Consider the following 24,309-nt stretch of genomic DNA (forward strand, 5'->3'; position numbering starts at 1 on the left):
CAGCGACGGGTCGTAGTCCTCGATGATAGTCATGTCCGCGCCAAAGCCCAGCAGCGCCGAGCGGCGCGCGCGGTCCAGAACATCGTGGATGTTGACCGGCTTGAACTCGGGCCGCGAGAGGTTTCCGAACTGCTCGACCTGCTCAAGCAGCTTCACGATCCGGCGACTCTCGGCCACGATAAGGTCTGTCAACTCAAGATCTTGCGGGCCGATATTCATGCTCAGCAACTGTGCAGCACCGGTGATCCCAGCCAGCGGGTTCTTGATTTCATGCGCCAGCATCTCGGCCATGCCGATCGCCGACTGCGCCGCCGATTTGACCGTGTTGCCTCGAGTCATGCGGGTGGCCAGTTCGCGCGGCGAGACGATCATGATCATCGACCCCGGATGCCCCAGCAGAGGCGCGATCTGCAGCGCGCATTGCAGCGGCGCGCGATTGCCCGAACCCACATCCACGTCATTCACGAACAACGGCGTGCCCTGCGCGCGGGCGCGCGTGAACGCCTCTTCCAGCGGCGCGTCCACGGCGATCTGGTCCCAGACCGGATGCCCGACCACCGATTTGCGCGAAGCGTTCAGGAACCCCTCACCCGAGGAATTGACATCCGCGATGCGATCCTCGGGGTCGATGATGAAGGCGGGAACCGGCAGCGAAGCCCAGACGACCTGATCCGAAATCATGCTGCCACCTCGGAATTTTCCGTCAACGCGTCGCCGATCAGCCGCAGAACCTCGGCCGGATCGCGCGAGGTCAGGACCGCGCGGCGCAGGGACGCCGGCGTTCTGGCCTCGTCCATGTACCAGCCCAGATGCTTGCGCGCGACACGCAGGCCCAGATCGGGGCCATAGAACCCCAGCATCGCTTCATAATGCACCCGCACCATGTCGGCCAGATCGTCGCCTTCGGGAACCTCTGGCGCCGGCGTCCCCCACAGCTCGTGCGCGATCTGCGCAAGCAGCCACGGTTTGCCCTGCGCGCCGCGGCCCACCATGACGCCTTCCGCGCCCGACTGCTCCAGCGCTGTCTGCGCACGCTCGGGGCTGGTGATGTCGCCATTGGCCACGACCGGAATGCTGACGGCCTCTTTGACCGCCCGGATCGCGGCCCAATCCGCCTCACCCTTGTAGAACTGACAGCGCGTGCGCCCGTGGATCGTCACCATCTGAACGCCGGCCTCCTGCGCCCGCCGCGCCACGTCCGGCGCGTTCAGCAGCGTGTCGTCCCACCCCAGCCGGGTCTTGAGCGTCACCGGAACGTCCACTGCGCCCACGACCGCATCGATCAGGGTCAGGGCGTGGTCGGGCGTCTTCAGCAGGGCCGAGCCGGAATAGCCGTTCGTCACCTTCTTGGCCGGGCAGCCCATGTTGATGTCGATCACCCGCGCGCCCCGGTCGGCAACCTGCCGCGCGGCCTCGGCCATCCAATAGGCATCGCGCCCGGCCAGCTGTACGGCGGTGTTTTCCACATCCGCCGATAACTCGGCCCGTTCGCGCACGCCGGGCTTGGCCTGCACCATCTCTTGGCTGGCGACCATCTCGCTGACCACCATCCCGGCGCCGAACCGCATGACGAGGTCGCGAAACGGCCGGTCGGTGATTCCGGCCATCGGCGCCAGCAGAACCGGCGGGGTCAAAGTTTTCTCGGCAATGCGCAGCGTCAACGTGCCTAATCCTTGAGCAATTGCGGTTTTCATATCGAATCCGGGGCGTATGAACAACAAATCCGCGACCAACAAGCCCGCAAAATCATCATATGCCTATTTTTTAATCAGCTTACCGCGAGTGATTGCCTCTGCTTTCACCGCCGCCTAAACACGGAAGCCAAACGAAGGTCGGAAATTCAAACATGACAACCGCCGCCATCATCGTCGCCGCCGGGCGCGGCCTGCGCGCCGGAGGAGGCCAGCCCAAGCAGTGGCGCCCCTTGGCCGGGCGGCGTGTGGCCGACTGGACGATCGAACGGATCAAGGCGCAGGTCCCGCTGGTCGTGCTGGTCCTGTCCCCCGACGACCCCGAGGCCTGGACGGGATTCGCCGACAGCGGCCTGATCCTTGCGCCCGGCGGCGCCGACCGAGCCGAATCCGTGCGCAACGGGTTGCAGGCGCTGGCCGACCGCGGCGTCAGCAAGGTTCTGATCCATGACGTCGCCCGGCCCTGTGTCAGCGCGCGGGTCATTGGTGACGTGCTGGCGGCCCTCGACACCCACGCCGCTGCGGCGCCGGGGCTGCCGGTCACCGATGCGCTGTGGACCGGGGCCGACGACCAAGTTACCGGCACCCGAGATCGCGCGGGCCTGTTTGCCGCGCAGACGCCGCAGGGGTTCCGCTATGACGCCATCGTCGCCGCGCATGCGGTGCATCCCGGTGGGGCCGCCGATGATGTCGAGGTTGCCCGCGCCGCCGGGATCAACGTGGCCATCGTGCCGGGCGACGCGGACAATCTGAAAATCACACGGCCCGAGGATTTTGCCCGGGCCGAAAGGATATTGAGGTCAGACATGGATGTAAGGCTGGGCAACGGATATGACGTGCACCGGTTCGGGCCGGGCGATCACGTGATCCTGTGCGGCGTCGAGGTCCCGCATGATCGGGGGCTGCAGGGCCATTCCGACGCGGATGTGGGCATGCACGCCGTCACCGACGCGATCTATGGCGCGCTGGCGCAGGGCGATATCGGTCAGCACTTCCCCCCATCCGACCCGCAATGGAAGGGCGCCGCCAGCGAGATCTTTCTGCGCCATGCGGTGGATCTGGCCAGGCGCATGGGCTTTCGCATCTCGAACATCGACTGCACGCTGGTCTGCGAATACCCCAAGATCGGCCCGCACGCTGCGGCGATGCGGCAGAAAATTAGCGAAATCATGGCGCTGGAGGCCGACCGGGTATCGATCAAGGCCACCACGTCCGAGCGGCTGGGCTTTACCGGCCGCAAGGAAGGCATCGCCGCTATCGCGACCGCCTGTCTGGTGAAACCATGACCCTGGCGCGCCTGATCGGAACCGTCGGTGGGATTGGTTACCTTCGCCCTGCCCCCGGCACCTGGGGCTCGCTGGCCGCCCTGCCTTTGGCCTTGGCGCTGCACCTGCTGGGCGGCTTCCCGCTGCTGGCCGTCGCCACTGTCGCCGTTTTTGCGGCCGGCACCTGGGCCACGGGCGTCATGACCGCCGGGCAGGACGATCACGACCCTTCGGAGATCGTCATCGACGAGGTCGCGGGCCAGTTCATCGCCATCTGGGCCGTGTCCTATCCGGCCTGGGCGCATGACATCGCGGTCACCGCCCTGTGGCCGGGCTGGATCGCCGCGTTTTTGCTGTTCCGCCTGTTCGACATCACCAAGCCCGGCCCCGTCGGCTGGGCCGACCGGCGCGGCGACCCCTTGGGCGTGATGCTGGACGACGTGATCGCCGGCGTGTTCGCGGCCGTGGGCGTTCTGATCCTGGCCGGGATCGCACACGGAGTACTGGGCCTATGACCGTCGCCGAACTGCTCGACCGCGCCAAGGCGCTGAACGTCATGATCGCCACCGCCGAAAGCTGCACGGGCGGCATGGTCGCCGCCGCGCTGACCGACATTCCCGGCAGTTCGGCCGTGGTTGACCGAGGCTTCGTCACCTATACCAACGCCGCCAAGCAGGACATGCTGGGCGTGCGCGCCGAGACCCTTGCGATCCATGGTGCCGTCTCTGAAGAGGTCGCCCGCGAAATGGCCGAGGGTGCGCTGGCGCATTCCCAGGCGCAGCTTGCGGTCTCGATCACCGGCATCGCGGGGCCCGGCGGGTCCGAGTTCAAGCCCGAGGGCCGGGTCTGTTTCGGCCTTGCCGTCACAGGCCGCCCCACCCTGACCGAAACCGTCGAGTTCGGCGCCGCAGGCCGCGCCAATGTCCGACGCGCGGCGCGAGATCATGCGCTGAAACTGCTGGAAAACGGCCTTTCCGAACTCGCCTAAATTTTTGGCACCTGCCCGGATACGGCGCACTTTTTGTCACCACTTGGAAAAAGGACGCCAAAACAGGCACCTTTTTCGCACCCTGCCTCTTTTTTCCTCGGCCGCCGTTCGGTTGAACCCACGGCACGTCACTCACACCGCGCCCCTTGGCGCAGCTTCAGGAAAGAGGAGAACGGCCCAATGAACGGAGCCGATACCGCCTGGATCATCGTCGCGACGGCGCTGGTCCTGTTCATGACTTTGCCGGGCCTGGCCCTGTTCTATGGCGGGCTGGTGCGCGCCCGCAACGTGCTGAGCGTTTTCATGCACTGCTTCGCGATCGCCTGCTTGATGAGCATCCTGTGGCTGGTCGCGGGGTATTCAATCGCCTTCGGTGACGGCGGTTCAGGCCTGTGGGGCGGGCTGGGCAAGGCGTTTCTGAACGGCGTTGATGCCGACAGCCTGTCGGGTACCCTGCCCGAAGTGCTGTTCTTTGCCTTCCAGATGACCTTTGCCATCATCACCCCGGCCCTGATCGTCGGCGCCTATGTGGAACGCGTGGGCTTTGGTTTCGTGCTGATCTTCTCGGGCCTTTGGATGCTGCTGTGCTATGCGCCGGTGGTGCATTGGATCTGGGGCGGCGGCATCCTGACCGATGGCGGCATTCTGGGCGAGGTTGGCGTGCGCGACTTTGCCGGTGGCATCGTGGTGCACGAAACCGCCGGTCTGGCCGCTCTGATCATCGCGTGGGTCCTGGGGCCGCGCAAGAACCGCACCACCCCGCCGCACAACCCCGGATACGTCATGATCGGGGCCGCGATGCTGTGGGTCGGCTGGTTCGGCTTCAACGGCGGCTCGCAGCTGGCCGCTGACGGCGGCGCGGCCATGGCGCTGACGGTCACGCATATCTCGGCCGCCACCGCATCGCTCAGCTGGGCGCTGTGGGAGCGGATCAAATACGGCAAGGCCTCGCTGGTCGGTCTGGTCACCGGGACCATCGCAGGTCTGGCCTCGATCACGCCGGCCTCGGGCTATGTCGATCCGGTTCAGGCGCTGATCATCGGCGCGGTCGCCGGCATCCTGTGCCAAGAGGCGGTGAACGTGGTCCGCAACGTGCTGAACATCGACGATACGCTGGACGTGTTCGCCGTGCATGGCGTGGGCGGCATTTTCGGCACCATCATGATCGCCGTCTTCGGCTTGGGTGCCTGGACCGCGCAGTTGGGCGGGCTGGTGATCGTGGGTGTCTTTACGTCAGTTGTCACGTTTGTGCTGATCAAGGTGGTTGCGCTTGTCACCCCGCTTCGCGTAGACGCCGAGACCGAAACGAACGGGCTCGACCTGTCGGTCCACGGCGAACGGGCCTATGACATGAGCAGCTAAGCCCACCTTGGCTGGCTCGACTGCCCATCCGGGCATCAAGCGGACCTCTTGGGAGGTCCGCTTTTCTTTTGCGCCAACCCCTCTCGACATCGGGCCGGTCGGCAGGCTATCAGCCCGCAACGTCATTCCAGCACCGAGGTCCCGCCATGATCCCCAGTTCCTTTCCCGACAGCACGGAAATCGCCCGCCTGACCGCGCGGATGCTGCTGGAGATCAAGGCGGTGCATTTCAACGCGCGCGAGCCGTTCACGCTGGCCAGTGGCCTGCCCAGCCCCACCTATATCGATTGCCGCAGGCTGATCTCGTACCCGCGCATCCGGTCGACCCTTATGGACTTCCTGACGGTCACCGTCATGCGGAATGCCGGGTTCGAAGCCTTCGACAACATCGCCGGTGGTGAGACCGCGGGCATCCCCTTCGCCGCGATGGTGGCCGAGCGCATGGCCCTGCCGATGACCTATGTGCGCAAGAAGCCCAAGGGCTATGGCCGCAACGCCCGGATCGAAGGGGCCATGACCGAAGGCCAGCGCGTGCTGCTGGTCGAGGACCTGACCACCGACGGCGGCTCAAAACTGTCCTTCGTGGACGCAATCCGCGAAACCGGCGCCACCTGTGGGCATACGGCGGTGATCTTCTATTATGGCATCTTCCCCGAAACCGAAAAGACGCTGGGCGATCACGGTGTGCAACTGCACCACCTGTGCACCTGGTGGGACGTTCTGGCCGAGGCCAAGGCACAGGGCACGTTCGACGCCGAAACGCTGGACGGGGTCGAGGCCTTCCTGAACGACCCGCGCGGCTGGCAGGACGCCAACAAGAGCTGACTGTCGAGCCATTGTTGCCGGCCAGGAAACACTGGCCGTCAGCCTTGCTACCTATCCACAAGATGTTGACGAATGACCGATCCCTGCGGCAAGATGCAGGAGCGGAAGATATGCACAGCATATCCCCAGAAAACATACAATTTGCCCCGACTCACGGGGCCGCGATATGACCTTTGTCCCATGGGGACAGCGAGAGCAGCAATGAACGAGATCAGCAGTATCGAGCAGGCAGCGGCGCAGATTCAGAACGCCGAGACCATGCCGCATTCCATCGAGGCCGAACAGCAGCTTCTGGGCGCGATCCTGACCAACAACGACCTGTATGACCGGGTCGCCTCGATCATCGGGCCCGAGCATTTCTATGACCCGGTCCATGCCCGCATCTATGAGGTCGCCGCCGCGCGCATCGCCAAGAACGCGCTGGCATCGCCGGTGACGCTGAAATCCTTCATGGCCGAGGACGAGGGTTTGAAGGAACTCGGCGGCCCGGCCTATCTGGTCAAGCTGGCCGGGGCCTCGATCAGCGCCTTCGCCGTGCATGACTATGCCCAGATGATCTATGATCTGGCGATCCGGCGCGAACTGATCCGGCTTGGTCGCGACATCTCGGACAAGGCCGCGCGGGTCGAAGTGGCCAGTGAGCCCAAGGAACAGATCGTCGAGGCCGAGCAAAAGCTCTACAAGCTGTCCGAACAGGGCCAGACCGAACAGGGGTTCAAATCCTTCCTCAAGGCCGTGACCGAGGCGGTGAATGTCACCAACGAGGCCTATCAGCGCGGCGGCGGCATGGCCGGGATTTCGACCGGGCTGGTCGATCTGGACAAACAGCTGGGCGGGTTGCACCCGTCGGACCTGATCATCCTTGCCGGGCGTCCGTCGATGGGTAAGACCTCGCTGGCGACCAACATCGCGTTCAACGTGGCCAAAGCCTATAAGCGGGGTCAGCGCGCCGATGGCACCGAGGGTGCGGTGGACGGCGGCGTCGTCGGATTCTTCTCGCTGGAAATGAGCGCCGAGCAGCTGGCCGGACGGGTTCTGGCCGAGGCGTCCGAAATTTCCAGCCACAAGATCCGTCAAGGCGACATGACCGAGGACGAGTTCCGCCGTTTCGTCGATGCGGCCAAAGCGCTGGAAGCCTGTCCGCTTTACATCGACGACACACCGGCTCTACCGATCTCACAATTGGCGGCCCGGGCGCGGCGGCTCAAGCGGACGCATGGGCTGGACCTGCTGGTCATCGACTATCTGCAGCTGTGCCGCGGCATGTCCGACAACCGCGTGAACGAGATCGCCGAGATCTCGATGGGCATGAAGGCCATCGCGAAAGAGCTGAATATTCCCGTCATCGCCCTGTCGCAGTTGTCGCGTCAGGTGGAAAACCGCGACGATAAGCGCCCGCAGCTGTCCGACCTGCGCGAATCCGGCTCGATCGAGCAGGACGCCGACGTGGTGATGTTCGTGTTCCGCGAGGAATACTACAAAGAGCGCGAAAAGCCCGGCGATCACGAGCTGGAGAAGATGGAAGAGTGGAAGCAGGCGATGGAGCGCCTGCACGGCAAGGCCGAAGTCATCGTCGGCAAGCAGCGCCACGGCCCCATCGGCACGGTCGAGCTGTCCTTCGAGGCGCAGTTCACCCGATTTGGCAACCTTGTCAAACCCTGGCAGCAGGGTGGCCAGATCGAAGGCTACTAAGCCCATCAGGCCCGAATCCATGTGCCGCGGCCCAATGCGCCGGATGAACGATCTGGATCAGCCAACGGTTTTGGCCCGGATAGGCGGACAATGCTGGCAGGCTGTCTTGCCCGCGTTCAAGCCCGCCCGGACCTGCGCAACCCGGCTACAAGCCGCCCATGGCAAGGACTTTACGCGCGTTTGCAGCGCATTCCCCCTTGACCTCGTGCGGCGCAATGTCATGAACGGGTCATGAGTACTGCACGTTTGACGATCAACCTTCATGCGCTGGCCAGTAACTGGCGGGCGCTGGACGCAAAAACCGATGTCGAGACCGGAGCCGTGGTCAAGGCCGACGCCTATGGTCTGGGCGCCGGACCAGTTGCCAACACGCTGGCCGAAGAAGGCGTCCGCAAGTTCTTTGTCGCCGTTGCCGAGGAAGGTGCAGCCGTCCGTCAGGCGATTGGCCCCGGCCCGCTGATCTGCGTCTTTTCAGGCCATATGGAGGGCGACGCCGACCTGTTGCGCGATCACGACCTTGTGCCGCTGATCAACTCGCCCGAGCAATTCCAACGCCACCTGCAGGCGCTACCGGTCCATCCGTTCGGGATTCAGTTGGACAGTGGCATGAACCGCCTCGGGCTGGAGCCTTCCGACTGGGCCGCTCTGCGCAGCCGGGCCGAGGCGCTGAACCCTGTCGTGGTCATGTCGCACCTGGCCTGTTCGGACGAACCGGACCATCCCATGAACCGGCAACAGCTGAAAACCTTCCGCGAGATGACCGGTGGCGTATCGGCTCCGCGTTCGTTGGCGGCCACCGGTGGCCTTCTGCTGGGGCCGGAATTCCACTTTGATTTCTGTCGGCCCGGCATCGGCCTGTATGGCGGCTTGCCCTTTGCGGGCGCCAAACCTGTGGTCACCGTCGATCTGCCGGTGATACAGGTGCGCGAGCTGGCGATCGGAGAAACCGTCGGCTACGGCAACACGTGGAAAGCCCGGCGCCCCTCGCGGATCGCAACCGTGGCTGCGGGTTATGCCGACGGGCTGCATCGCGCCATCGGTGGCGGCATCGACACGTTTGCCGGCGACCTGCCCTGCCCCGTCGTCGGACGCATCTCGATGGATCTGATCACCGTCGACGTGACCGACCTGCCGCACACGCCCGAACGTCTGCGCATTCTGAACGGCCATCAGACGGTGGACGACCTGGCCGAGGCCGCAGGCACCATCGGGTACGAGATCCTGACCTCACTCGGCAGCCGCTACTCGCGGGGCTATGTCGAATGAACCCACTCGCATGGCTAGGCGAACTGGGCCGCGCGGTCCTGAACCTGCTGGCGGCGTTCGGCCGCGTGGCGCTGTTTGCGTTGGATGCTCTGTCACACATCTTTCGACCGCCGTTCTACCCGCGTGAACTGGGCATGGCCCTGCTGAACATCGGCTGGCTGTCGCTGCCGGTCGTAGGCCTGACGACCATATTCACCGGCGGCGCGCTGGCGCTTCAGATCTACGCCGGCGGCGCGCGTTTCAACGCCGAAGCCGTCGTGCCCCAGATCGTGGCCATCGGCATGGTCCGCGAGTTGGGTCCTGTCATGGTCGGCCTGATGATTGCGGCGCGCGTCACCTCGTCGATCGCCGCCGAGATCGCCACAATGAAGGTGACCGAGCAGATCGACGCCCTGGTCACCCTGTCGACCCACCCGATGAAATACCTGGCGGCCCCGCGCGTTCTGGCCGCATTGATCACCGTCCCTGTTCTGGTTGCCGTGGGCGACATCATCGGCATCGCAGGCGGATACGCCGTGGCGACGCAGAACCTCGGCTTCAACCCGGCGGCCTACCTGAAAAACACGGTCGATTTCCTCGAGCCGCTCGACATCCTGTCCTCGCTGGTCAAAGGGGCGGCGTTCGGCATGATCGCAGCGATCATGGGCTGCTATTTTGGCATGCATTCGGGACGCGGCGCGCAAGGCGTGGGCCGCGCAACCAAGGGCTCGGTCGAGGCCGCCGCTGTCCTGATCCTTGCCGCCAACTTCGTTCTTACAGGGGTGTTCTTCTCGCTATGATCCGGATGGAGAACGTACACAAGGCCTTCAGCGACAACCACGTGCTCAGGGGCATGAACCTCGAGATTGCCAAAGGCACGTCCATGGTGATCATCGGTGGCTCGGGCACCGGAAAATCCGTGGCGCTGAAATGCATCCTTGGTCTGATCAAACCCGACAGCGGCAAGATTTTTGTCGATGGGGAGGACGCCCAGACCGGTGACCGAGACGCCTTTCTGGCCAGGTTCGGGATGCTGTTTCAAGGCGCGGCCCTGTTTGACTCGTTGCCCGTCTGGCAGAACGTGGCCTTCCGCCTGCTGCGCGGCTCGTTGAAACGACCGACGGACGAGGCACGTGAAATCGCGATAGAAAAACTGCGCCGCGTGGGCCTGCGCGCCAAGGTGGCAGATCTCTACCCGTCCGAACTGTCGGGCGGCATGCAGAAACGTGTAGGTCTGGCCCGCGCCATCGCCGCCGAACCCGAGATCATTTTCTTCGACGAACCCACTACGGGGCTGGACCCGATCATGTCCGGCGTCATCAATGACCTGATCCGCGAGATCGTGACCGAAATGGGCGCCACCGCAATGACCATCACGCACGACATGAGCTCGGTCCGCGCGATTGCCGACAACGTGGCGATGCTGCATGACGGGGTGATCCAGTGGACCGGGCCGGTCAGCCAGATGGATTCCTCGGGTGATCCTTATGTCGAACAGTTCATCAGTGGGAGTGCTGAGGGGCCGATTGAGGCGGTGCGGTAGGTCTATTCTACATCCATCCACAGTTTCGCTTTTTCTGAAACATCACCGGGCAACACCTCAGCCCGGCGTGTTTCCAAGTTCAGCAAAACACATTTAAACACAGCGGTGAAAGCCGTTTCACCGTCCGCTACTTTTCTAAGCGTGTGGCGGAAAGTCATGGATTTCTTTCCAATTTCCAGAATTTCGCTCTCCATTTGGATCGCTTCGCCCGAACCAAGTTCCTGCCGGAAGTCGCTGTTGATATTCACCACTGCGAAGGAAAGCCGCCTACCGCTCCGCATATCGTCTGCCGTCAAACCCATTTCTGCCTGCATGGCGAAAACGGAATCTGAACATGCTGCAAAATACCTGGATACATTCATGTGCCCAAGGAAATCGCAATCGGAAGGATCAACCACCGACTTGAACGCCAAATAGGCGGGCATAGAAATTATCTCCTTGCCGAATGACTTTACATGACTTCACTTGTACACGTTATCACATCATTCAGTCGAAGAAAGCGTCGTCCATAAACCCTACGATTTAAGCATAATGACCCTCCGCCTCGCCACCCTCTCGCTCCTGATCCTCTACCCCATCGCGTGGTTCGCCCCGCTGATGCGCGCGGGCCTGCTGCCGATCTTCGGCCTCAGCGAGATCAGCGTCATCACCGGCCTCCAGTCCTTGTGGAAATCCGACGTCTTCCTCGCGCTGGTCGTCACCGTCTTTGCCCTGTTCGCTCCGTACATCAAAACCATCGGAACCGCGCTGGTCCAATGGGACCTGCTGGACCCGCGTGTCCAACCCGCGCTGAACATCATGGGCAAGCTGGCCATGGCCGATATCTTCCTCATCGCGCTCTACATTACATTGGCCAAGGGTATCTCATACGCAACGATCGAAACAGCGTGGGGCCTGTACCTGTTCACCGGCTGCATCCTTGCGTCGATCGCGCTGGGATACGTTACCGAAGTGAAACTTGGTTCACGAAACCTCCGGACCTGATTGATTGAAAACGCATTTCTGGCTATGATGGCCAGTATTCGAGCAGCCAAGTCATTTTTGTTTCAGGGTCCGACGCGGACCGTCTTGCACGTTTGATGGATACTCCGCCCGGGCCCGGTTTTGCCGGTTTCCAAAGGAGTAGGACTGCCATGGCCGCCCTCCATTCGATTTCAATTCATTTCCAGAACGTATTCCTGCGACTGACTTTTTTCCTGATCTGCGCTGCCGCTCTGTTTGCCGTATCCGCCACCCTGCTTGCCGCCGTGAATGTCTGGCCCTGGCTGACGATGCAGGCTGGATTGGGCGGGCAGGACATCCCGAACGCAGGCATCTACATCCAGATCGGCCTGACCGCTCTGGTTCTGATGCTCGCCTTCTATCTGCCCTCCAGCGCGCGCATGATGGCGTTGGAAAACGCGCATCGGAAGTTCTCGCTGCAGATGCAGGACGTGGTCGATGCCTACCAGATCGCCCATGCGGCCGACCGCAGCGGCGTGTTCGCGCTGGCCTCGGAGTTTGACGCGGTCAAGGAACGCATGGCCTTCCTGCGTGATCACCCCGACCTGCAATCGCTGGAGCCCGAGATCCTTGAATTGGCTGCGCAGATGAGCCAGGTCAGCCACGAACTGGCCGAAACCTACGGCGCGGCCAAAGTCGCCCGAGCGCGGGCGTTCCTGCAACAGCGGCAGGAAGAGGTCGAACTGTTCCAGCAACGGATCGAAGACGCCCAGACCATACAGCATGAATTGCGCCAATGGACCCGCGACATCGAGATCGAGGAGTCCATCGCCAAGGCGCAACTGGCCCGCCTGCGCGAAGAATTGTTCGAGCTTTTGCCCGAGCTGTCAGCCCAGTTGCAGACACCGCCGGACGACAGCGACCCGACCGCATCGAGCGTCATCGCCATGCCCCCGCCCCGCGCCGCCGAATAGCCACTCACTCACCAGATGCGGCAGCATCAGCCGCGAAGGATGGCCCGCCCGGGCCTGACGCCGCGGCCCGTCAGTCCGGATTGAACACCGGAAGGGCTTGAAGAACCGCGCAAGCTCGGGCACGAATTGCGCCATGGCAAAGACGACGACTTTCACCTGCTCGGCCTGTGGCGCCTCGCATTCCCGCTGGTCCGGCCGCTGCGACGGCTGTGGCGAGTGGAACACCATAGTTCAAGAGGCCCCATTGTCGGCAGGCCCGGCCAGGAAATCGCTGGGCGGCAAACGGGGCCAGGCCGTCACCCTGACGGACCTCTCCACCGAGGAGGCCCCGCCGCCCCGCACAGTCTGCGGCGTCGAGGAACTGGACCGTGTCCTGGGCGGCGGGCTGGTCCCGGCCTCGGCCCTGCTGGTGGGCGGCGATCCGGGCATCGGCAAATCCACCCTGCTGTTGCAGGCCGCCGCGCGATTTGCCCGGTCGGGCCTGAAAACCATCTATGTCTCGGGCGAGGAAGCCAGCGCCCAGGTTCGCATGCGCGCGCGCCGCCTGGGGCTCGAGGACGCGCCGGTGCAACTGGCGGCCGAGACCAACCTGCGCGACATTCTCACCACGCTCGAGGCCGAGAAACCCGGCCTTGCCATCATCGACTCGATCCAGACCATGTGGGCGGACAATGTCGACAGCGCGCCGGGATCAGTCAGTCAGGTCCGCGCCGCCGCGCACGAGTTGACCAGCTTTGCCAAGCGCCACGGCGTGTCCATCATCATGGTCGGCCATGTCACCAAGGAAGGCCAGATCGCCGGCCCCCGCGTGGTCGAACACATGGTCGATACCGTCCTCTATTTCGAGGGCGAGCGCGGCCACCAGTTCCGCATCCTGCGCGCGGTCAAGAACCGCTTTGGCCCCGCCGACGAGATCGGCGTGTTCGAGATGACAGGCAAGGGTCTGGCACAGGTCACCAACCCCTCGGCGCTGTTCCTGTCGGAACGCGGCACACCCAGCCCCGGCTCGGCCGTCTTTGCCGGGATCGAGGGCACCCGGCCGGTGTTGGTCGAACTACAGGCGCTGGTCGCGCCCTCGCCCCATTCACAACCCCGCCGCACGGTCGTCGGCTGGGACAGCGGACGGCTTGCGATGATCCTCGCCGTGCTCGAAGCGCGCTGCGGCATCCCCTTTGCGGGGCTCGACGTCTATCTGAACGTGGCCGGGGGCCTGAAGATCAGCGAGCCCGCGGCCGACCTTGCCGTGGCTGCCGCCCTGCTGAGCGCGCGCGAGGACACCGCCCTGCCCGCCGACACCGTGGTTTTCGGAGAAATCTCGCTATCCGGGGCACTTAGACCAGCGCCGCAGACCGAAAACAGGTTGAAAGAAGCGCAAAAACTTGGTTTCACAGCAGCAATTGCTCCGGCAGGCGGCAAAACCGGTACTGTGGCAGGTCTGACACTCACCCGACCCTCTGATTTGGTTGGGTTTGTTGGCGAAACCTTCGGAGCAGGTTAAAGTCGCGCCTCGAGGGGCAGAAAAAGAACAGGCGAGGGCCATGGAAGGTTTTACAATAATTGACGGGCTCGTTGCCCTGATCATCGTGCTGTCGGGGATTCTGGCCTATTCGCGCGGCTTCATGCGCGAGGTCATGGCCATTGCAGGTTGGGTCGCCGCCGCAGTTCTGGCCTTCATCTTTGCACCGCAAGCCGTGCCGCTGGTCAAGGAAATCCCGGTGGTCGGAGACTTCTTGCGTGACAGCTGCGAATTGTCGGTGATTACGGGCTTTGCCGCGGTGTTTGCCATTGCGCTGATCGTGGTCAGCATCTTCACCCCGTTGTTCTCGTCCCTGGTACAGCGCTCGGCGCTGGGTGGGCTGGATCAGGCGCTGGGGTTCTTCTTCGGCATCGCCCGCGGCATTCTGCTGGTTGCCATCGCCTTCTTTGTCTACGACACCGTGATGACCGGCCAGTCCTACACGATCGTCGATGAAAGCCGCTCGGCCAAGGTATTCGAGCAGTTCAGCGACAGGATCGAAGATCAGAACCCCGAGGCCGCCCTGGGTTGGGTGACCACCCAGTACGAAGAGCTTGTTGCATCCTGCACAGCGGATTCTCAGGGGCAGTAACAGCTACCAGCCAAGCAAAACGAAGCAGCCCGGCGGCCAGCCGGGCTTTTCTTTTGTCAGAGGGTCAGACGAACCCTTCGCCCCCACAAACCGAGCAGCGGTTGGTTTTCAGGCCAAAGCATCCGTCGCACCGGCTGAACTGGGGCTTGCCCAAGTGATCTCGACCCTTCAGGACTTCGCCCTTGCCATTGCATATCTGGCAAGGTGCACGTCCCATTCCGCGGCACCGATGGCACCGGCGTTTGACGTGCTCGTCCTTTTTCTGGCTCGGTCGTCCCTGCCACATACCTGTTTTGTCCTCGGTCAAATGCTGCCGGCGTCATGCCACGCAGCGCGTTCAAAACACGGGAAACACTCATGTTCGCGGCCCCATCAAACCAGAAACCCGGCCTGCGGCAAAACGAATTATGATCCTTTGGTGACATGGGGGGCATTAGGCATTATGTGAGGGCCAACTCGCCATGGAATCGGAGCTGCCTGTCTTGCATAGCCCGCAGATGCCCCCCGCCCACCCGTTCGATGATGACAAGCTCCGCGAGGAATGCGGGATTTTCGGGGTCGTCGGCGTCAAGGATGCCGCCAATTTCGTTGCTCTTGGTCTGCATGCCCTGCAGCACCGCGGGCAGGAAGCCGGCGGGATCGTCACCCATGATCCTGAACTCGGCTTCAACTCGGCCCGTCGATTTGGCTATGTGCGCGACAATTTCACCTCGTCCGACGTGATGGAAAGCCTGCCCGGGCCGATCGGGATCGGCCATGTGCGCTATTCCACGGCCGGGTCCAAGGGCCAGACCGCCATCCGTGACGTACAGCCATTCTTCGGCGAGTTTTCGATGGGCGGCGCCGCGATTGCGCACAATGGCAACATCACGAACGCCAATGCCCTGCGGCGCGAGCTGATCGAGCGCGGCTCGATCTTCCAAAGCTCGTCCGACAGCGAATGCATCATCCACCTGATGGCCCGCTCGCTACAGCGCAACATCCCCGAACGGATGGAGGACGCGCTGCGCCGGGTCGAGGGCGCCTTCTCGGTGGTCGCCATGACCCGCACCAAGCTGATCGGCGTCCGCGATCCTCTGGGTGTGCGCCCGCTGGTATTGGGCAAAATCGGCGATGGCTGGTGCCTGGCCTCGGAAACTTGTGCCCTGGACATCATCGGTGCCGAATTCCTGCGCGAGATCGAACCCGGCGAAATGGTTGTGATCAATGCCCAGAACGGTGTTGAGAGCCACTTCCCGTTCCGCCGGCAACCCAGCAAGTTCTGTATCTTCGAGCATGTCTACTTCTCGCGCCCAGACTCGATTCTGGGTGGACGCTCGGTCTATGAGACACGCGAAGCCATCGGGCGCGAGCTGGCCAAGGAAAGCCCCGTCGAGGCGGATCTGGTCTGCCCCGTGCCAGACAGCGGCACGCCCGCGGCCATTGGGTACTCGCTGGAGTCGGGCATCCCCTATGCGATGGGGATCATCCGCAACCAATACATGGGCCGCACCTTCATCGAACCCACCGAACAGATCCGCAACATGGGCGTGCGGCTCAAGCTGAACGTGAACCGCGCCCTGATCGAGGGCAAGCGGGTGATACTGGTCGACGACTCGGTCGTGCGCGGCACGACCAGCCGCAAGATCAAGGAAATGATCCTGGATGCCGGCGCGAAAGAGGTGCATTTCCGCATCGCCTCGCCGCCCACGGCCTGGCCCTGTTTCTACGGCGTGGATACGCCACAGCGCGAAAAGCTGCTGGCCGCCACGATGACCGAGGAAGAAATGACCAAGCATCTGGCGGTCGACAGCCTCAAGTTCATCTCGCTGGACGGGCTGTACCGGGCGGTCGGCGAATCGCAGGGCCGCAGCAAGGACTGCCCGCAATACTGCGATGCATGCTTCTCGGGCGAGTATCCCGTCACTCCGGCGGACATGGTTGAACAAGGGTTCAAGATGCAACCGGCGGCCGAATAAGGCCGGAATTCAGAGACTTCTCAAAGGGGCCGCAGGGCCCCTTTTTTCATAGGCCGGATCGGCGTGGCGAAACATGGCCGAAACCTGCTGCACCGGCTTTTCCTTCCCCTTTGGCTCTGTTAGCCAACCGGCTGCTCACTCACGCAATCACACGGAGGCCGGGCCACCGGGCCGGCCAGTTCACATGGCAAATCCCAGAGTCGAGAGCGCGGCCACCCAAAAGGGCGCGCTCAGCAAGAATGGTACGACCGTCCTGGGCGTCTTTGGCCCGCAGAACGACATGCGCGCCCTGATGCGCTCATCGTCTGGACGGGTGAAAGAGGTCAAGACAGGCAGCCGCTTTGGTTCGGGCACGATCGTGGCCATCGACAAAGACGGCATCATGCTGCGACAAAGCGGCCGGACCCAGCGCATCGCCATCCCCGGAAGCTGATCCGGGCTTGACGGGCTGCGCGCTTGGGTTCAAACCCCGCGCATGACCGATCAGACCAAAATCGCACTTGTTACCGGCGCGTCGCGCGGCCTTGGTGCCGCACTGGCCGAGGCGCTGGCGCCCGAGTATCACATCGTCGCCGTTGCCCGCACCACCGGCGGGCTGGAAGACCTGGATGACCGCATCAAGGCCAAAGGGGGCGCGGCCACCCTGGCGCCGATGGACATCGCCGACCCCAATGCCATGGCCACGCTCTGCCGGGGCATCCATGACCGCTGGGGCAAGCTGGACCTGTGGCTGCATACGGCCATCCACACCGCGCCGCTGACGCCCGCAAATTTCATCGACCCCAAGGATTGGCAAAAGTCCGTGGACGTGAACGCCTCGGCAACTTCGGTGCTGATCCCCTATGTCGCGCCCTTGCTGGGTGAGGCTGGACAGGCCGTATTCTTTGACGACCCGCGTGCCGGCGAGAAGTTCTGCGCCACCTACGGCGCAACCAAGGCCGCGCAGATCGCCATGGCGCGCAGCTGGGCCGCCGAAACCGTGCGCACCGGGCCGAAGGTTCATGTGTTGCAGCCCAGGCCGATGGCCACAGCCCTGCGCGCGCGTTTCTTCCCCGGTGAGGACCGGTCGAAGCTGGCCAGCCCCTCGGACGAGGCAGCGCGCCTGCTGTCCATGCTGGGCTGAGACCTTTCGGTCAGATCGACGGGAAAGATGTTGCGGCGCCCCAAGCGGGCGCCGTTTTCATTCGATGTGAACGCCCTGCCGGCCCGCCAGATCGACAAAGAACTGCCACGCCACCCGGCCCGAACGCGCGCCGCGCGTGGCCTGCCATTCGATCGCCTCGGCCCGCAGTACGTCGGCATCGACGCTGACGCCATAGGCCGCGCAATACCGGTCGATCATCGCAAGGTATTCGTCCTGATCGCAGGGGTGGAACCCCAGCCACAGGCCGAACCGGTCGGACAGCGAAACCTTTTCCTCGACCGCCTCGGACGGGTTGATCGCGCTTGAGCGTTCGTTCTCGATCATGTCACGCGGCATCAGGTGGCGGCGGTTTGACGTGGCATAGAACACCACGTTTTCGGGCCGGCCCTCGATCCCGCCGTCCAGCACGGCCTTCAGCGATTTGTAGTGCTGGTCGTCATGGCTGAACGACAGGTCATCGCAGAACAGGATGAACCGGTAAGGTGCGGCGCGCAGGTGGTTCAGCAACCGCGCGACCGAGCCCATGTCCTCGCGCTGAAGTTCGACCAGCTTCAGGTCGGGAAACTCGGGCTGAAGGGTCCCATGCACCGCCTTGACCAAACTGGACTTGCCCATGCCGCGGGCACCCCACAACAGCGCGTTGTTGGCCTTGTACCCGGCAGCGAAGCGGCGCGTGTTGTCCAGCAGCGTATCGCGCGACCGGTTGATGCCCACCAGCAGATCCAGATCGACGCGGTTGACATTGTGCACCGGTTCAAGCCGGTCGGGCCCGATGTGCCAGACAAAGGCGGGCGCGGCCGAGAAATCGGGCGCGGCCAACGGCGCCGGGGCCATGCGCTCCAAGGCGTCGGCGATGCGGTTCAGGGCTTGGTCGTCCATGGGTCCTCCGAAGTCTTGCGGCCGATTTCAACCACGTTCACGGGCCGCCAACAAGACCCGGATGAAGAAAGGGCGCACCCGCCAAGGCACGCCCTTCCCCATTTACTGCTCGGGTTTATTTGCCGTCTTCTGCGTCAAACTCGTCCATCATCGCATCATCGGCGGCTTCTTCATCGTCATAGTAGCCTTCGGCCCGCAGCTGTTCTTCACGCTTCCGCTCGACCCGGGCCACCAGGAAGATCGAGATCTCGTACAGGCCATAGACCACGACGAACAGGATGATCTGGGTGATCACGTCCGGCGGGGTCACCACTGCGGCCAGAACCAGAATGCCCACCACGGCATATTTGCGCACCGCGCCCAAGCCTTCGGCGCTGACCAGCCCGGCCTTGCCCATCAGGGTCAACAGAACCGGCAGCTGGAAACACAGGCCAAAGGCCACGATGAACTTGATCGTCAGGTTCAGGTATTCCTGTGCCGAACCCTGGAAAACCACGCTCAGCGGCGCAGTGGCACCATCCGCTAAGGCCTCACCCTCGGCCCCGAATTGCTGGAACCCAAGGAAGAAGTCATAGGCCAGCGGCGTGACCACGTAAAAGGCAAAGCTCGCGCCCAGCAGGAACATGAAGGGCGAGGCCAGCAGGAACGGCAGGAAGGCGTTCTTCTCGGATCGATAGAGCCCCGGCGCCACGAACCGCCACATCTGCATACCGATATACGGAAAGGCCAGAATGAACCCGCCCAAGAGCGAGACCTTGATCGCCACGAAGAAGCCCTCCTGCGGCGAAATGAAGATCAGGTCGCAGTCCTGTCCCCGCTCGGACAGAACATCGCACAGGGGCTGGGTCAGAAAGTTGAAGATCGGCGTGGCAACCGTGAAACAGATGATCATACCGATCAAAAATGCCACGACGCTGTGGATCAGCCGCGTGCGCAGCTCGGCCAGATGCTCGATCAGGGGGGCCGAGGTATCTTCGATCTCGTCGGTCTTGCTCATGTCTTGCCTTCGGTTCTCAGCGCGGCTTCGGCCTCTTCAGCCTTGGCCAGGGCCTCGGCGGCTTCTTTCGCTTTGCGCTCGGCAGCCGCACGGGCGGTTGAGGCCTGGATCTTCTTGGCCTGCTCGGCGCGCTCAGCGGCCAGTTTGCCGGTTTCGCTATCGGGGTCGAACTTGGTCGGGTCCATGCTCTTGGCCATGTCCTGGGCCGCCTGCTTGACGCCGTCCATCGCACTGCCCACCGGGTTGGTGGCCGCGTCCAGTCCTTTCTTTATGTCATTCACGCCCGCCTGGTCGGCCGCCTCGTTCATGGCGCTTGAGAACTCGCGCGCCATGCCGCGGGCCTTGCCGACGAACCGTCCGACATTGCGGAACAGGACCGGCAGGTCCTTGGGCCCCACGACGATCAGGGCAACGATGCCGATGACCAGAAGTTCGGTCCAGCCCAGATCAAACATGGGCGATTAGACCTTGTCTTTGTCGGACTCGGGCGTGACATCCTTGGCCAGCTCGGACGCGTCTTGTTCGATCTCTTCGGTACCGTCCTTGACGCCTTTCTTGAATGCGGTGATGCCCTTGCCCACTTCACCCATCAACGAGCTGATCTTGCCGCGGCCGAACAGCACCAGCACCACGACGGCGATCAGCAGCAGGCCGGGAAGGCCGATATTGTTGAGCATGTCTCTTCTCCTTCTACGTCGGCGCGTCGCGCCGGGAATGTGATCTGGAAGCCTGTCTACGCCCACCGGGCAGCCGAAAAAAGTGACGCAAGTCAAATCCGCGTTCAAATCCGGGTCGCTCGGGCGCTTTTTGCGGGCTGGCAATTCTCTACTGACAGGTTTATGTCAGTTGCAGGCGACTAGGAACAGGGCATCGAAACCTGGTCAACGGAGACTCACATGACCCATGTTGCTGAAATCGTCACCTTCACCCTCGCCGATGGCACCACGCCGGAGGAGTTCGTCAGGCTCAGCCAGACGACCGAGGCCTTCGTGCGCGCGGCCCCGGGCTTTGCCCACCGACAGCTGAGCCAGGGCGAGGATGGCCGCTGGACCGATTATGTCATCTGGACCGACATGAAGGCCGCACAGGACGCCGCCGCGCAGTTCCCGCAGCAGGATTTTGCCGCCGGTCTGATGGCGGCCATCGACCCCGCCAGCATCCAGATGCGTCACGAGAAAGTGCTATGGAACATGACCGCCTGATCGCGGTCCGGACGGCGTGTCATGCGCCGCACTGACCGCCTGTTCGACATCATCCAGATCCTGCGCGACGGCAAACTGCACCGCGCGCAGGACATCGCGGACTGGCTCGAGGTTTCGGTCCGCACCATCTATCGCGACATGGACACGCTGGTGGCGTCGGGCGTCCCGGTCGAGGGTGAACGCGGCGTGGGCTACATGGTGCGCGAGCAGATCACCCTGCCCCCGCTGAACCTCACCCCGGCCGAGCTTGAGGCCCTGAACCTCGGCATGGCGATCGTGGCCGAGGCCGCCGACCCCGACCTGAAGGCCGCCGCCGAGGCGCTGGCCGCCAAGATCGACGCGGTACTGCCCACCCAGGTGGTGGCCGAGGCGGATGCATGGAAATTCGCCGTCTACCCCTTTGCCGATGCCGCGCGCGGGCTGGCGCACATGGCGCCGATCCGGGCGGCCATCAAATCGCGCCAGAAACTGCGGCTGACCTACCGGCGCATCGACGGAACCCTGACCGAACGTACGATCCGCCCCCTGCACATGGAATACTGGGGCCGGGTCTGGACCCTGACCGCCTGGTGCGAGCTGCGCGACGCCTTCCGCGTGTTCCGCATCGACCTGATCGAAAGCGTCACACCGCTGCCCGAGATATTTGCGGACGAGCCCGGAAAGCGGCTGGCTGACTACAACCCGACCGCCTGATCCCGTTTTTCGCGCAAGGCTACTTGGAACGGCGCTCAGACCCTCAGCGCAGATAGGTTTCGGGGTCGACGGACTCGAACCCTTTGCGTACCTCGAAGTGCACATAGGCGTTCTCACCCCCGCGCAGCTTGGCAATGCTCTGGCCGCGGCTGACCCGGTCGCCCTTCTTGACCGAGATGTTCTCGACATTCGCGTAGACCGTCAGCAAATCGTTGGTGTGCTTGACGACGATGATCGGGATCTGATCCGCATCCGCCGTAATGGCCGCCACGGTACCGGCTTCGGCCGCCTTGACCGATGCACCGGGCGAACCGGCGATGTCGATCCCTTCGTTCTTGCCCTTGGCATAAGGGCGAATGATCTTGCCAGTTACCGGCAGAGCCAAGGCTGACGAGCTGGAATTCGTCGGGGCCTCGGCCGTCACGTCCGGAGCGGGCGTCAACGGCGCAACTTTTTCGTCCGGCAACGGCTGCGTTGCACTGGGCGGCGTCGGGGTGGGCGATCCCTGCCCCGGTTCGGTGGTCGCCGTGGGCGCTGCGGCGGCAGCTTGGCGCGGTGCAGCCTGATTCTTGACGGGGATCAGCAGAAACTGCCCTTCGCGCACGGCGAAGTCCGAACCCAAACCGTTCCATTCAGCCAGCGCATCGACCGGAACCTGATACAGGCGCGAAATGGTATAGGCCGTCTCACCCCGCTTGACCTTGTGCCGGATCGGCTCGTCCGTCGAGGTGACGGGTGCCGGTTTGGCCGGCTCAAGGTTCGTGACCCGCACGCCGCCCGTGTCCGGCGCCTGATCAATCGCGGTCGTGGCAATCGAGGCGATATCGACGTTCCCCGCTCCGGCGCCGACGGACCGTGGCAAGGCCAGCACCTCGCCCTCGCGCAGCTGGTCGGTGGGCTTGAGACCGTTGAACCGGGCCAGCTCGGCCTCGGGCAGACCGACCCGCGCAGCCACGGCGGCGACGTTGTCACCCCGTTGCGCGACGGCAACCTGATATGTCGGATAGGTGATCACGCCACGGCTGTCCGGCGCCGGTCGGTTCGTGGTGGCTGATTGTGCGGCCGGAGTGGTCGAAAAACCGCCGACCTGACCGCGCAGGTCGTAATCCAGCGGGCCTTCGCAACCGGCAAGCACCAGCGCGGCAACCATCGCCGTTGTTCCACGACCCAAGACTGACTTGGAAACTGCTCTCATATCACTGTCCTCAACACCTGCCCCTGTTTGCCGGGGTTCTGGCGCCCAATTCCTAAACCTACGTTACGCCTCGTCCTTTCCAAGCCCTTCCAGCAAGGGCACGAACCGAACAGGCAACAGTTCGTCATATTCCAGCCCGGTCTCGGTTCTGGTGACCCGTATCAGGGTCTGAACCGCATCCGACTGCCCAACGGGCAAGACCATGATACCGCCGATTTTGAGCTGCGCCAAGAGCGGGCCCGGCGGGTCCTCGGCCGCGGCGGTGACGATGATGCGGTCAAAAGGAGCCTGTTCGGGCAACCCGAAAGATCCATCCGACAGCATCGCCGTGATATTCGTCAGCCCCAACTCTCGAAACAGCTCTCCGGTTTCGCGTACCAGACGCTTGTGGCGTTCCACGGTGTAGACCCGCCGCGCCAGCTTGGACAGCACCGCAGCCTGATACCCCGAACCCGTCCCCACCTCGAGCACCTTGTCGCGCGGCGTGACCTGCAGCGCCTGCGTCATCAGACCTACGACCGAGGGCTGGCTGATCGTCTGGCCGCATGCAATCGGCAGTGGCGTGTCCTCGTAGGCACGCTCGGCGAACAGGCCCCGCACGAACTTGCCGCGGTCGATCTGCTCCATCGCGTCAAGAACACGCGCATCCGTCACCCCGCGCGACCGCAGGGCGAACAGGAACTGCATCTTGGTTTCGGGGTCCAGTCCGGTCATTCGATCGTCTTCAACGCCTCCAGCGCGTCATCGGCGGTCAGGTCGGCCCGCATCGGCGTGACCGAGATATAGCCGTCCAGGTTCGCCGCAGCATCCGTTCCCGGAGCCGTCGGGTTGTGCTGATAGCCCCCCTTGATCCACAGGAAACGGCGACCCGAGGGCGAGCTGTGCGGTTCCACCCCAAAGTGCGTGTCGCGTCGGAAGCCCTGACGCGCCACGCGGGTGCCAAGAACTTCATCGGCAGGCACCGGAGGGAAATTTACGTTGTAAAACAGGCGGTAGTCTTCCTGCGCGGGCGGATCGGCCTCAAGAATGCGTCGTACCAGGTCCGCTCCGAACCGCGTGGCGGCCTCGAACGGGTCGTCCAACCCAAGATTGCGCGGACCAAAATACTGCGACAAGGCGATCGCCGGAATGCCCTGGAGTGCCGCCTCCATCGCGCCGCCGATCGTGCCAGAATACAAAGTGTTCTCGGCCGAATTGTTGCCCCGGTTCACACCAGAAAGAACCAGATCAGGTCGCGCGTCCTTCATCACGTCATGAAGCCCGGCCAGTACGCAGTCGGCCGGCGACCCTTCGGCCGCGTAACGACGCTCGCCCAGTTTGGCGACCATCATGGGATGGGTATAGCTGATGCAATGCCCGACCCCTGACTGTTCGAAAGCCGGAGCCACGATCCAGACCTCACCATCCGGGCCGGCCACATCCGCGGCAATCGCCTCGAGCGCGATCAGGCCCGGGGCGTTGATCCCGTCGTCATTTGTCAGAAGTATGCGCATTGCCTGCCTGTGCCCCCGCGTTTCGCCCTTGATAGACGGCCCCAAAGGATGCGGCAAGCGATGCCCCGGCGCATTCTGCGGCATTCGCGCACCACTCGCCGGGAAATCGACCTG

General features: G+C 63.5%; 28 protein-coding genes. 18 read left to right on the forward strand and 10 right to left on the reverse strand.

Annotated elements, in window-relative coordinates; genetic code table 11:
• Together AC2FML_RS03580 and dusB are read right to left on the reverse strand one after the other, a co-directional pair.
• On the reverse strand, nt 1-681 hold a 681-nt coding region (locus AC2FML_RS03580; protein WP_496782026.1), incomplete at its 3' end, for a two-component system sensor histidine kinase NtrB.
• On the reverse strand, nt 678-1,694 hold the full coding sequence (gene dusB, locus AC2FML_RS03585) for a tRNA dihydrouridine synthase DusB (RefSeq protein WP_496782028.1): 1,017 nt from the start codon (nt 1,692-1,694) through the stop codon (nt 678-680). The genes dusB and AC2FML_RS03580, both read right to left, overlap by 4 nt.
• A gap of 152 nt (nt 1,695-1,846) precedes the next feature.
• On the opposite strand from dusB, the gene AC2FML_RS03590 reads away from it, so the two are divergent.
• From AC2FML_RS03590 to AC2FML_RS03630, 9 genes are all read left to right on the forward strand, one after another.
• Complete coding sequence (locus AC2FML_RS03590; RefSeq protein WP_496782029.1) at nt 1,847-2,977, forward strand: bifunctional 2-C-methyl-D-erythritol 4-phosphate cytidylyltransferase/2-C-methyl-D-erythritol 2,4-cyclodiphosphate synthase; 1,131 nt, start codon at nt 1,847-1,849, stop codon at nt 2,975-2,977.
• The gene (locus tag AC2FML_RS03595) at nt 2,974-3,471 is read left to right on the forward strand and encodes a phosphatidylglycerophosphatase A family protein (protein WP_170366100.1); all 498 of its coding nucleotides are present in this window, start codon (nt 2,974-2,976) and stop codon (nt 3,469-3,471) included. The genes AC2FML_RS03590 and AC2FML_RS03595 overlap by 4 nt, the downstream gene beginning before the upstream one ends.
• A complete protein-coding gene (locus AC2FML_RS03600) occupies nt 3,468-3,944 on the forward strand; it encodes a CinA family protein (protein WP_496782031.1) in 477 nt (158 codons plus the stop codon). The genes AC2FML_RS03595 and AC2FML_RS03600 overlap by 4 nt, the downstream gene beginning before the upstream one ends.
• A 180-nt stretch (nt 3,945-4,124) precedes the next feature.
• On the forward strand, nt 4,125-5,306 hold the full coding sequence (locus AC2FML_RS03605) for an ammonium transporter (protein WP_496782033.1): 1,182 nt from the start codon (nt 4,125-4,127) through the stop codon (nt 5,304-5,306).
• A gap of 146 nt (nt 5,307-5,452) precedes the next feature.
• The gene (locus tag AC2FML_RS03610) at nt 5,453-6,130 is read left to right on the forward strand and encodes an orotate phosphoribosyltransferase (protein WP_170358994.1); all 678 of its coding nucleotides are present in this window, start codon (nt 5,453-5,455) and stop codon (nt 6,128-6,130) included.
• Nucleotides 6,131-6,331: 201 nt separating this feature from the next.
• A complete protein-coding gene (locus AC2FML_RS03615; protein WP_170338856.1) occupies nt 6,332-7,822 on the forward strand; it encodes a replicative DNA helicase in 1,491 nt (496 codons plus the stop codon).
• A gap of 231 nt (nt 7,823-8,053) precedes the next feature.
• Nucleotides 8,054-9,088: an alanine racemase gene (gene alr / locus AC2FML_RS03620; protein WP_496782035.1), complete on the forward strand. Its 1,035-nt coding sequence runs from the start codon at nt 8,054-8,056 to the stop codon at nt 9,086-9,088.
• Nucleotides 9,085-9,867, forward strand: coding sequence for an MlaE family ABC transporter permease (locus AC2FML_RS03625; protein WP_170338351.1), 783 nt, complete (start codon nt 9,085-9,087; stop codon nt 9,865-9,867). Before alr ends, AC2FML_RS03625 begins: the two co-directional genes overlap by 4 nt.
• Complete coding sequence (locus AC2FML_RS03630) at nt 9,864-10,610, forward strand: ABC transporter ATP-binding protein (RefSeq protein WP_496782037.1); 747 nt, start codon at nt 9,864-9,866, stop codon at nt 10,608-10,610. The genes AC2FML_RS03625 and AC2FML_RS03630 overlap by 4 nt, the downstream gene beginning before the upstream one ends.
• Nucleotides 10,611-10,612: 2 nt before the next feature.
• Here AC2FML_RS03630 and AC2FML_RS03635 read toward each other — a convergent pair whose 3' ends face one another.
• Nucleotides 10,613-11,035 carry an acyl-CoA thioesterase gene (locus AC2FML_RS03635; protein WP_170338851.1) on the reverse strand — a complete coding sequence of 141 codons (423 nt, stop codon included), beginning with the start codon at nt 11,033-11,035 and terminating at the stop codon, nt 10,613-10,615.
• A 106-nt stretch (nt 11,036-11,141) separates the two neighbouring features.
• On the opposite strand from AC2FML_RS03635, the gene AC2FML_RS03640 reads away from it, so the two are divergent.
• From AC2FML_RS03640 to AC2FML_RS03670, 7 genes are all read left to right on the forward strand, one after another.
• A complete protein-coding gene (locus AC2FML_RS03640) occupies nt 11,142-11,594 on the forward strand; it encodes a paraquat-inducible protein A (protein ID WP_496782039.1) in 453 nt (150 codons plus the stop codon).
• Nucleotides 11,595-11,743: 149 nt separating this feature from the next.
• Nucleotides 11,744-12,526, forward strand: a complete 783-nt coding sequence (locus AC2FML_RS03645) for a kinetochore Spc7 family protein (protein WP_170338343.1) — start codon at nt 11,744-11,746, stop codon at nt 12,524-12,526.
• A 133-nt stretch (nt 12,527-12,659) separates the two neighbouring features.
• Entirely contained in the window at nt 12,660-14,024 is a 1,365-nt protein-coding gene (radA, locus tag AC2FML_RS03650) for a DNA repair protein RadA (protein ID WP_496782041.1), read from the forward strand.
• Nucleotides 14,025-14,064: 40 nt separating this feature from the next.
• Nucleotides 14,065-14,634: a CvpA family protein gene (locus AC2FML_RS03655; protein WP_170599629.1), complete on the forward strand. Its 570-nt coding sequence runs from the start codon at nt 14,065-14,067 to the stop codon at nt 14,632-14,634.
• Between the two features lie 497 nt (nt 14,635-15,131).
• Nucleotides 15,132-16,592 carry an amidophosphoribosyltransferase gene (gene purF, locus AC2FML_RS03660; RefSeq protein WP_093962976.1) on the forward strand — a complete coding sequence of 487 codons (1,461 nt, stop codon included), beginning with the start codon at nt 15,132-15,134 and terminating at the stop codon, nt 16,590-16,592.
• A gap of 184 nt (nt 16,593-16,776) precedes the next feature.
• Entirely contained in the window at nt 16,777-17,025 is a 249-nt protein-coding gene (locus AC2FML_RS03665; protein ID WP_496782043.1) for a hypothetical protein, read from the forward strand.
• A 42-nt stretch (nt 17,026-17,067) separates the two neighbouring features.
• On the forward strand, nt 17,068-17,715 hold the full coding sequence (locus AC2FML_RS03670; protein ID WP_170338841.1) for an SDR family NAD(P)-dependent oxidoreductase: 648 nt from the start codon (nt 17,068-17,070) through the stop codon (nt 17,713-17,715).
• A 57-nt stretch (nt 17,716-17,772) separates the two neighbouring features.
• Here the strand turns inward: AC2FML_RS03670 and AC2FML_RS03675 are convergent, their stop codons facing one another.
• From AC2FML_RS03675 to AC2FML_RS03690, 4 genes are all read right to left on the reverse strand, one after another.
• Nucleotides 17,773-18,615 carry an ATP-binding protein gene (locus AC2FML_RS03675; protein ID WP_170358984.1) on the reverse strand — a complete coding sequence of 281 codons (843 nt, stop codon included), beginning with the start codon at nt 18,613-18,615 and terminating at the stop codon, nt 17,773-17,775.
• A gap of 115 nt (nt 18,616-18,730) precedes the next feature.
• Nucleotides 18,731-19,612, reverse strand: a complete 882-nt coding sequence (gene tatC / locus AC2FML_RS03680; RefSeq protein ID WP_170358983.1) for a twin-arginine translocase subunit TatC — start codon at nt 19,610-19,612, stop codon at nt 18,731-18,733.
• Nucleotides 19,609-20,067, reverse strand: coding sequence for a Sec-independent protein translocase protein TatB (gene tatB, locus AC2FML_RS03685; RefSeq protein WP_170358981.1), 459 nt, complete (start codon nt 20,065-20,067; stop codon nt 19,609-19,611). The genes tatC and tatB overlap by 4 nt, the downstream gene beginning before the upstream one ends.
• A 6-nt stretch (nt 20,068-20,073) precedes the next feature.
• Entirely contained in the window at nt 20,074-20,289 is a 216-nt protein-coding gene (locus AC2FML_RS03690; RefSeq protein WP_170338833.1) for a twin-arginine translocase TatA/TatE family subunit, read from the reverse strand.
• A 219-nt stretch (nt 20,290-20,508) separates the two neighbouring features.
• On the opposite strand from AC2FML_RS03690, the gene AC2FML_RS03695 reads away from it, so the two are divergent.
• Together AC2FML_RS03695 and AC2FML_RS03700 are read left to right on the forward strand one after the other, a co-directional pair.
• Nucleotides 20,509-20,814, forward strand: coding sequence for a hypothetical protein (locus AC2FML_RS03695; RefSeq protein ID WP_149774521.1), 306 nt, complete (start codon nt 20,509-20,511; stop codon nt 20,812-20,814).
• Nucleotides 20,815-20,835: 21 nt separating this feature from the next.
• A complete protein-coding gene (locus tag AC2FML_RS03700; RefSeq protein ID WP_496782045.1) occupies nt 20,836-21,507 on the forward strand; it encodes a helix-turn-helix transcriptional regulator in 672 nt (223 codons plus the stop codon).
• 43 nt (nt 21,508-21,550) lie between these two features.
• On the opposite strand, the gene AC2FML_RS03705 is transcribed toward AC2FML_RS03700, so the two are convergent.
• From AC2FML_RS03705 to surE, 3 genes are all read right to left on the reverse strand, one after another.
• Nucleotides 21,551-22,702, reverse strand: coding sequence for a M23 family metallopeptidase (locus AC2FML_RS03705; protein ID WP_170338325.1), 1,152 nt, complete (start codon nt 22,700-22,702; stop codon nt 21,551-21,553).
• A gap of 63 nt (nt 22,703-22,765) precedes the next feature.
• Nucleotides 22,766-23,416 (reverse strand): protein-L-isoaspartate(D-aspartate) O-methyltransferase, encoded by a 651-nt coding sequence (locus AC2FML_RS03710; RefSeq protein ID WP_170338827.1) that lies wholly within the window; start codon nt 23,414-23,416, stop codon nt 22,766-22,768.
• Complete coding sequence (surE, locus tag AC2FML_RS03715; protein ID WP_480726261.1) at nt 23,413-24,195, reverse strand: 5'/3'-nucleotidase SurE; 783 nt, start codon at nt 24,193-24,195, stop codon at nt 23,413-23,415. The genes AC2FML_RS03710 and surE overlap by 4 nt, the downstream gene beginning before the upstream one ends.
• Nucleotides 24,196-24,309: the final 114 nt, after the last annotated feature.

It is taken from the genome of Ruegeria sp. BHSC029, assembly GCF_059613085.1.

Bases quoted from the DNA above. Each gene is read 5' to 3' on its own strand.
- dusB (WP_496782028.1), bottom strand. From the start codon at position 1,694: ATGAAAACCGCAATTGCTCAAGGATTAGGCACGTTGACGCTGCGCATT.
- AC2FML_RS03590 (WP_496782029.1), top strand. From the start codon at position 1,847: ATGACAACCGCCGCCATCATCGTCGCCGCCGGGCGCGGCCTGCGCGCC.
- AC2FML_RS03595 (WP_170366100.1), top strand. From the start codon at position 2,974: ATGACCCTGGCGCGCCTGATCGGAACCGTCGGTGGGATTGGTTACCTT.
- AC2FML_RS03600 (WP_496782031.1), top strand. From the start codon at position 3,468: ATGACCGTCGCCGAACTGCTCGACCGCGCCAAGGCGCTGAACGTCATG.
- AC2FML_RS03605 (WP_496782033.1), top strand. From the start codon at position 4,125: ATGAACGGAGCCGATACCGCCTGGATCATCGTCGCGACGGCGCTGGTC.
- AC2FML_RS03610 (WP_170358994.1), top strand. From the start codon at position 5,453: ATGATCCCCAGTTCCTTTCCCGACAGCACGGAAATCGCCCGCCTGACC.
- AC2FML_RS03615 (WP_170338856.1), top strand. From the start codon at position 6,332: ATGAACGAGATCAGCAGTATCGAGCAGGCAGCGGCGCAGATTCAGAAC.
- alr (WP_496782035.1), top strand. From the start codon at position 8,054: ATGAGTACTGCACGTTTGACGATCAACCTTCATGCGCTGGCCAGTAAC.
- AC2FML_RS03625 (WP_170338351.1), top strand. From the start codon at position 9,085: ATGAACCCACTCGCATGGCTAGGCGAACTGGGCCGCGCGGTCCTGAAC.
- AC2FML_RS03630 (WP_496782037.1), top strand. From the start codon at position 9,864: ATGATCCGGATGGAGAACGTACACAAGGCCTTCAGCGACAACCACGTG.
- AC2FML_RS03635 (WP_170338851.1), bottom strand. From the start codon at position 11,035: ATGCCCGCCTATTTGGCGTTCAAGTCGGTGGTTGATCCTTCCGATTGC.
- AC2FML_RS03640 (WP_496782039.1), top strand. From the start codon at position 11,142: ATGACCCTCCGCCTCGCCACCCTCTCGCTCCTGATCCTCTACCCCATC.
- AC2FML_RS03645 (WP_170338343.1), top strand. From the start codon at position 11,744: ATGGCCGCCCTCCATTCGATTTCAATTCATTTCCAGAACGTATTCCTG.
- radA (WP_496782041.1), top strand. From the start codon at position 12,660: ATGGCAAAGACGACGACTTTCACCTGCTCGGCCTGTGGCGCCTCGCAT.
- AC2FML_RS03655 (WP_170599629.1), top strand. From the start codon at position 14,065: ATGGAAGGTTTTACAATAATTGACGGGCTCGTTGCCCTGATCATCGTG.
- purF (WP_093962976.1), top strand. From the start codon at position 15,132: ATGCCCCCCGCCCACCCGTTCGATGATGACAAGCTCCGCGAGGAATGC.
- AC2FML_RS03665 (WP_496782043.1), top strand. From the start codon at position 16,777: ATGGCAAATCCCAGAGTCGAGAGCGCGGCCACCCAAAAGGGCGCGCTC.
- AC2FML_RS03670 (WP_170338841.1), top strand. From the start codon at position 17,068: ATGACCGATCAGACCAAAATCGCACTTGTTACCGGCGCGTCGCGCGGC.
- AC2FML_RS03675 (WP_170358984.1), bottom strand. From the start codon at position 18,615: ATGGACGACCAAGCCCTGAACCGCATCGCCGACGCCTTGGAGCGCATG.
- tatC (WP_170358983.1), bottom strand. From the start codon at position 19,612: ATGAGCAAGACCGACGAGATCGAAGATACCTCGGCCCCCCTGATCGAG.
- tatB (WP_170358981.1), bottom strand. From the start codon at position 20,067: ATGTTTGATCTGGGCTGGACCGAACTTCTGGTCATCGGCATCGTTGCC.
- AC2FML_RS03690 (WP_170338833.1), bottom strand. From the start codon at position 20,289: ATGCTCAACAATATCGGCCTTCCCGGCCTGCTGCTGATCGCCGTCGTG.
- AC2FML_RS03695 (WP_149774521.1), top strand. From the start codon at position 20,509: ATGACCCATGTTGCTGAAATCGTCACCTTCACCCTCGCCGATGGCACC.
- AC2FML_RS03700 (WP_496782045.1), top strand. From the start codon at position 20,836: ATGCGCCGCACTGACCGCCTGTTCGACATCATCCAGATCCTGCGCGAC.
- AC2FML_RS03705 (WP_170338325.1), bottom strand. From the start codon at position 22,702: ATGAGAGCAGTTTCCAAGTCAGTCTTGGGTCGTGGAACAACGGCGATG.
- AC2FML_RS03710 (WP_170338827.1), bottom strand. From the start codon at position 23,416: ATGACCGGACTGGACCCCGAAACCAAGATGCAGTTCCTGTTCGCCCTG.
- surE (WP_480726261.1), bottom strand. From the start codon at position 24,195: ATGCGCATACTTCTGACAAATGACGACGGGATCAACGCCCCGGGCCTG.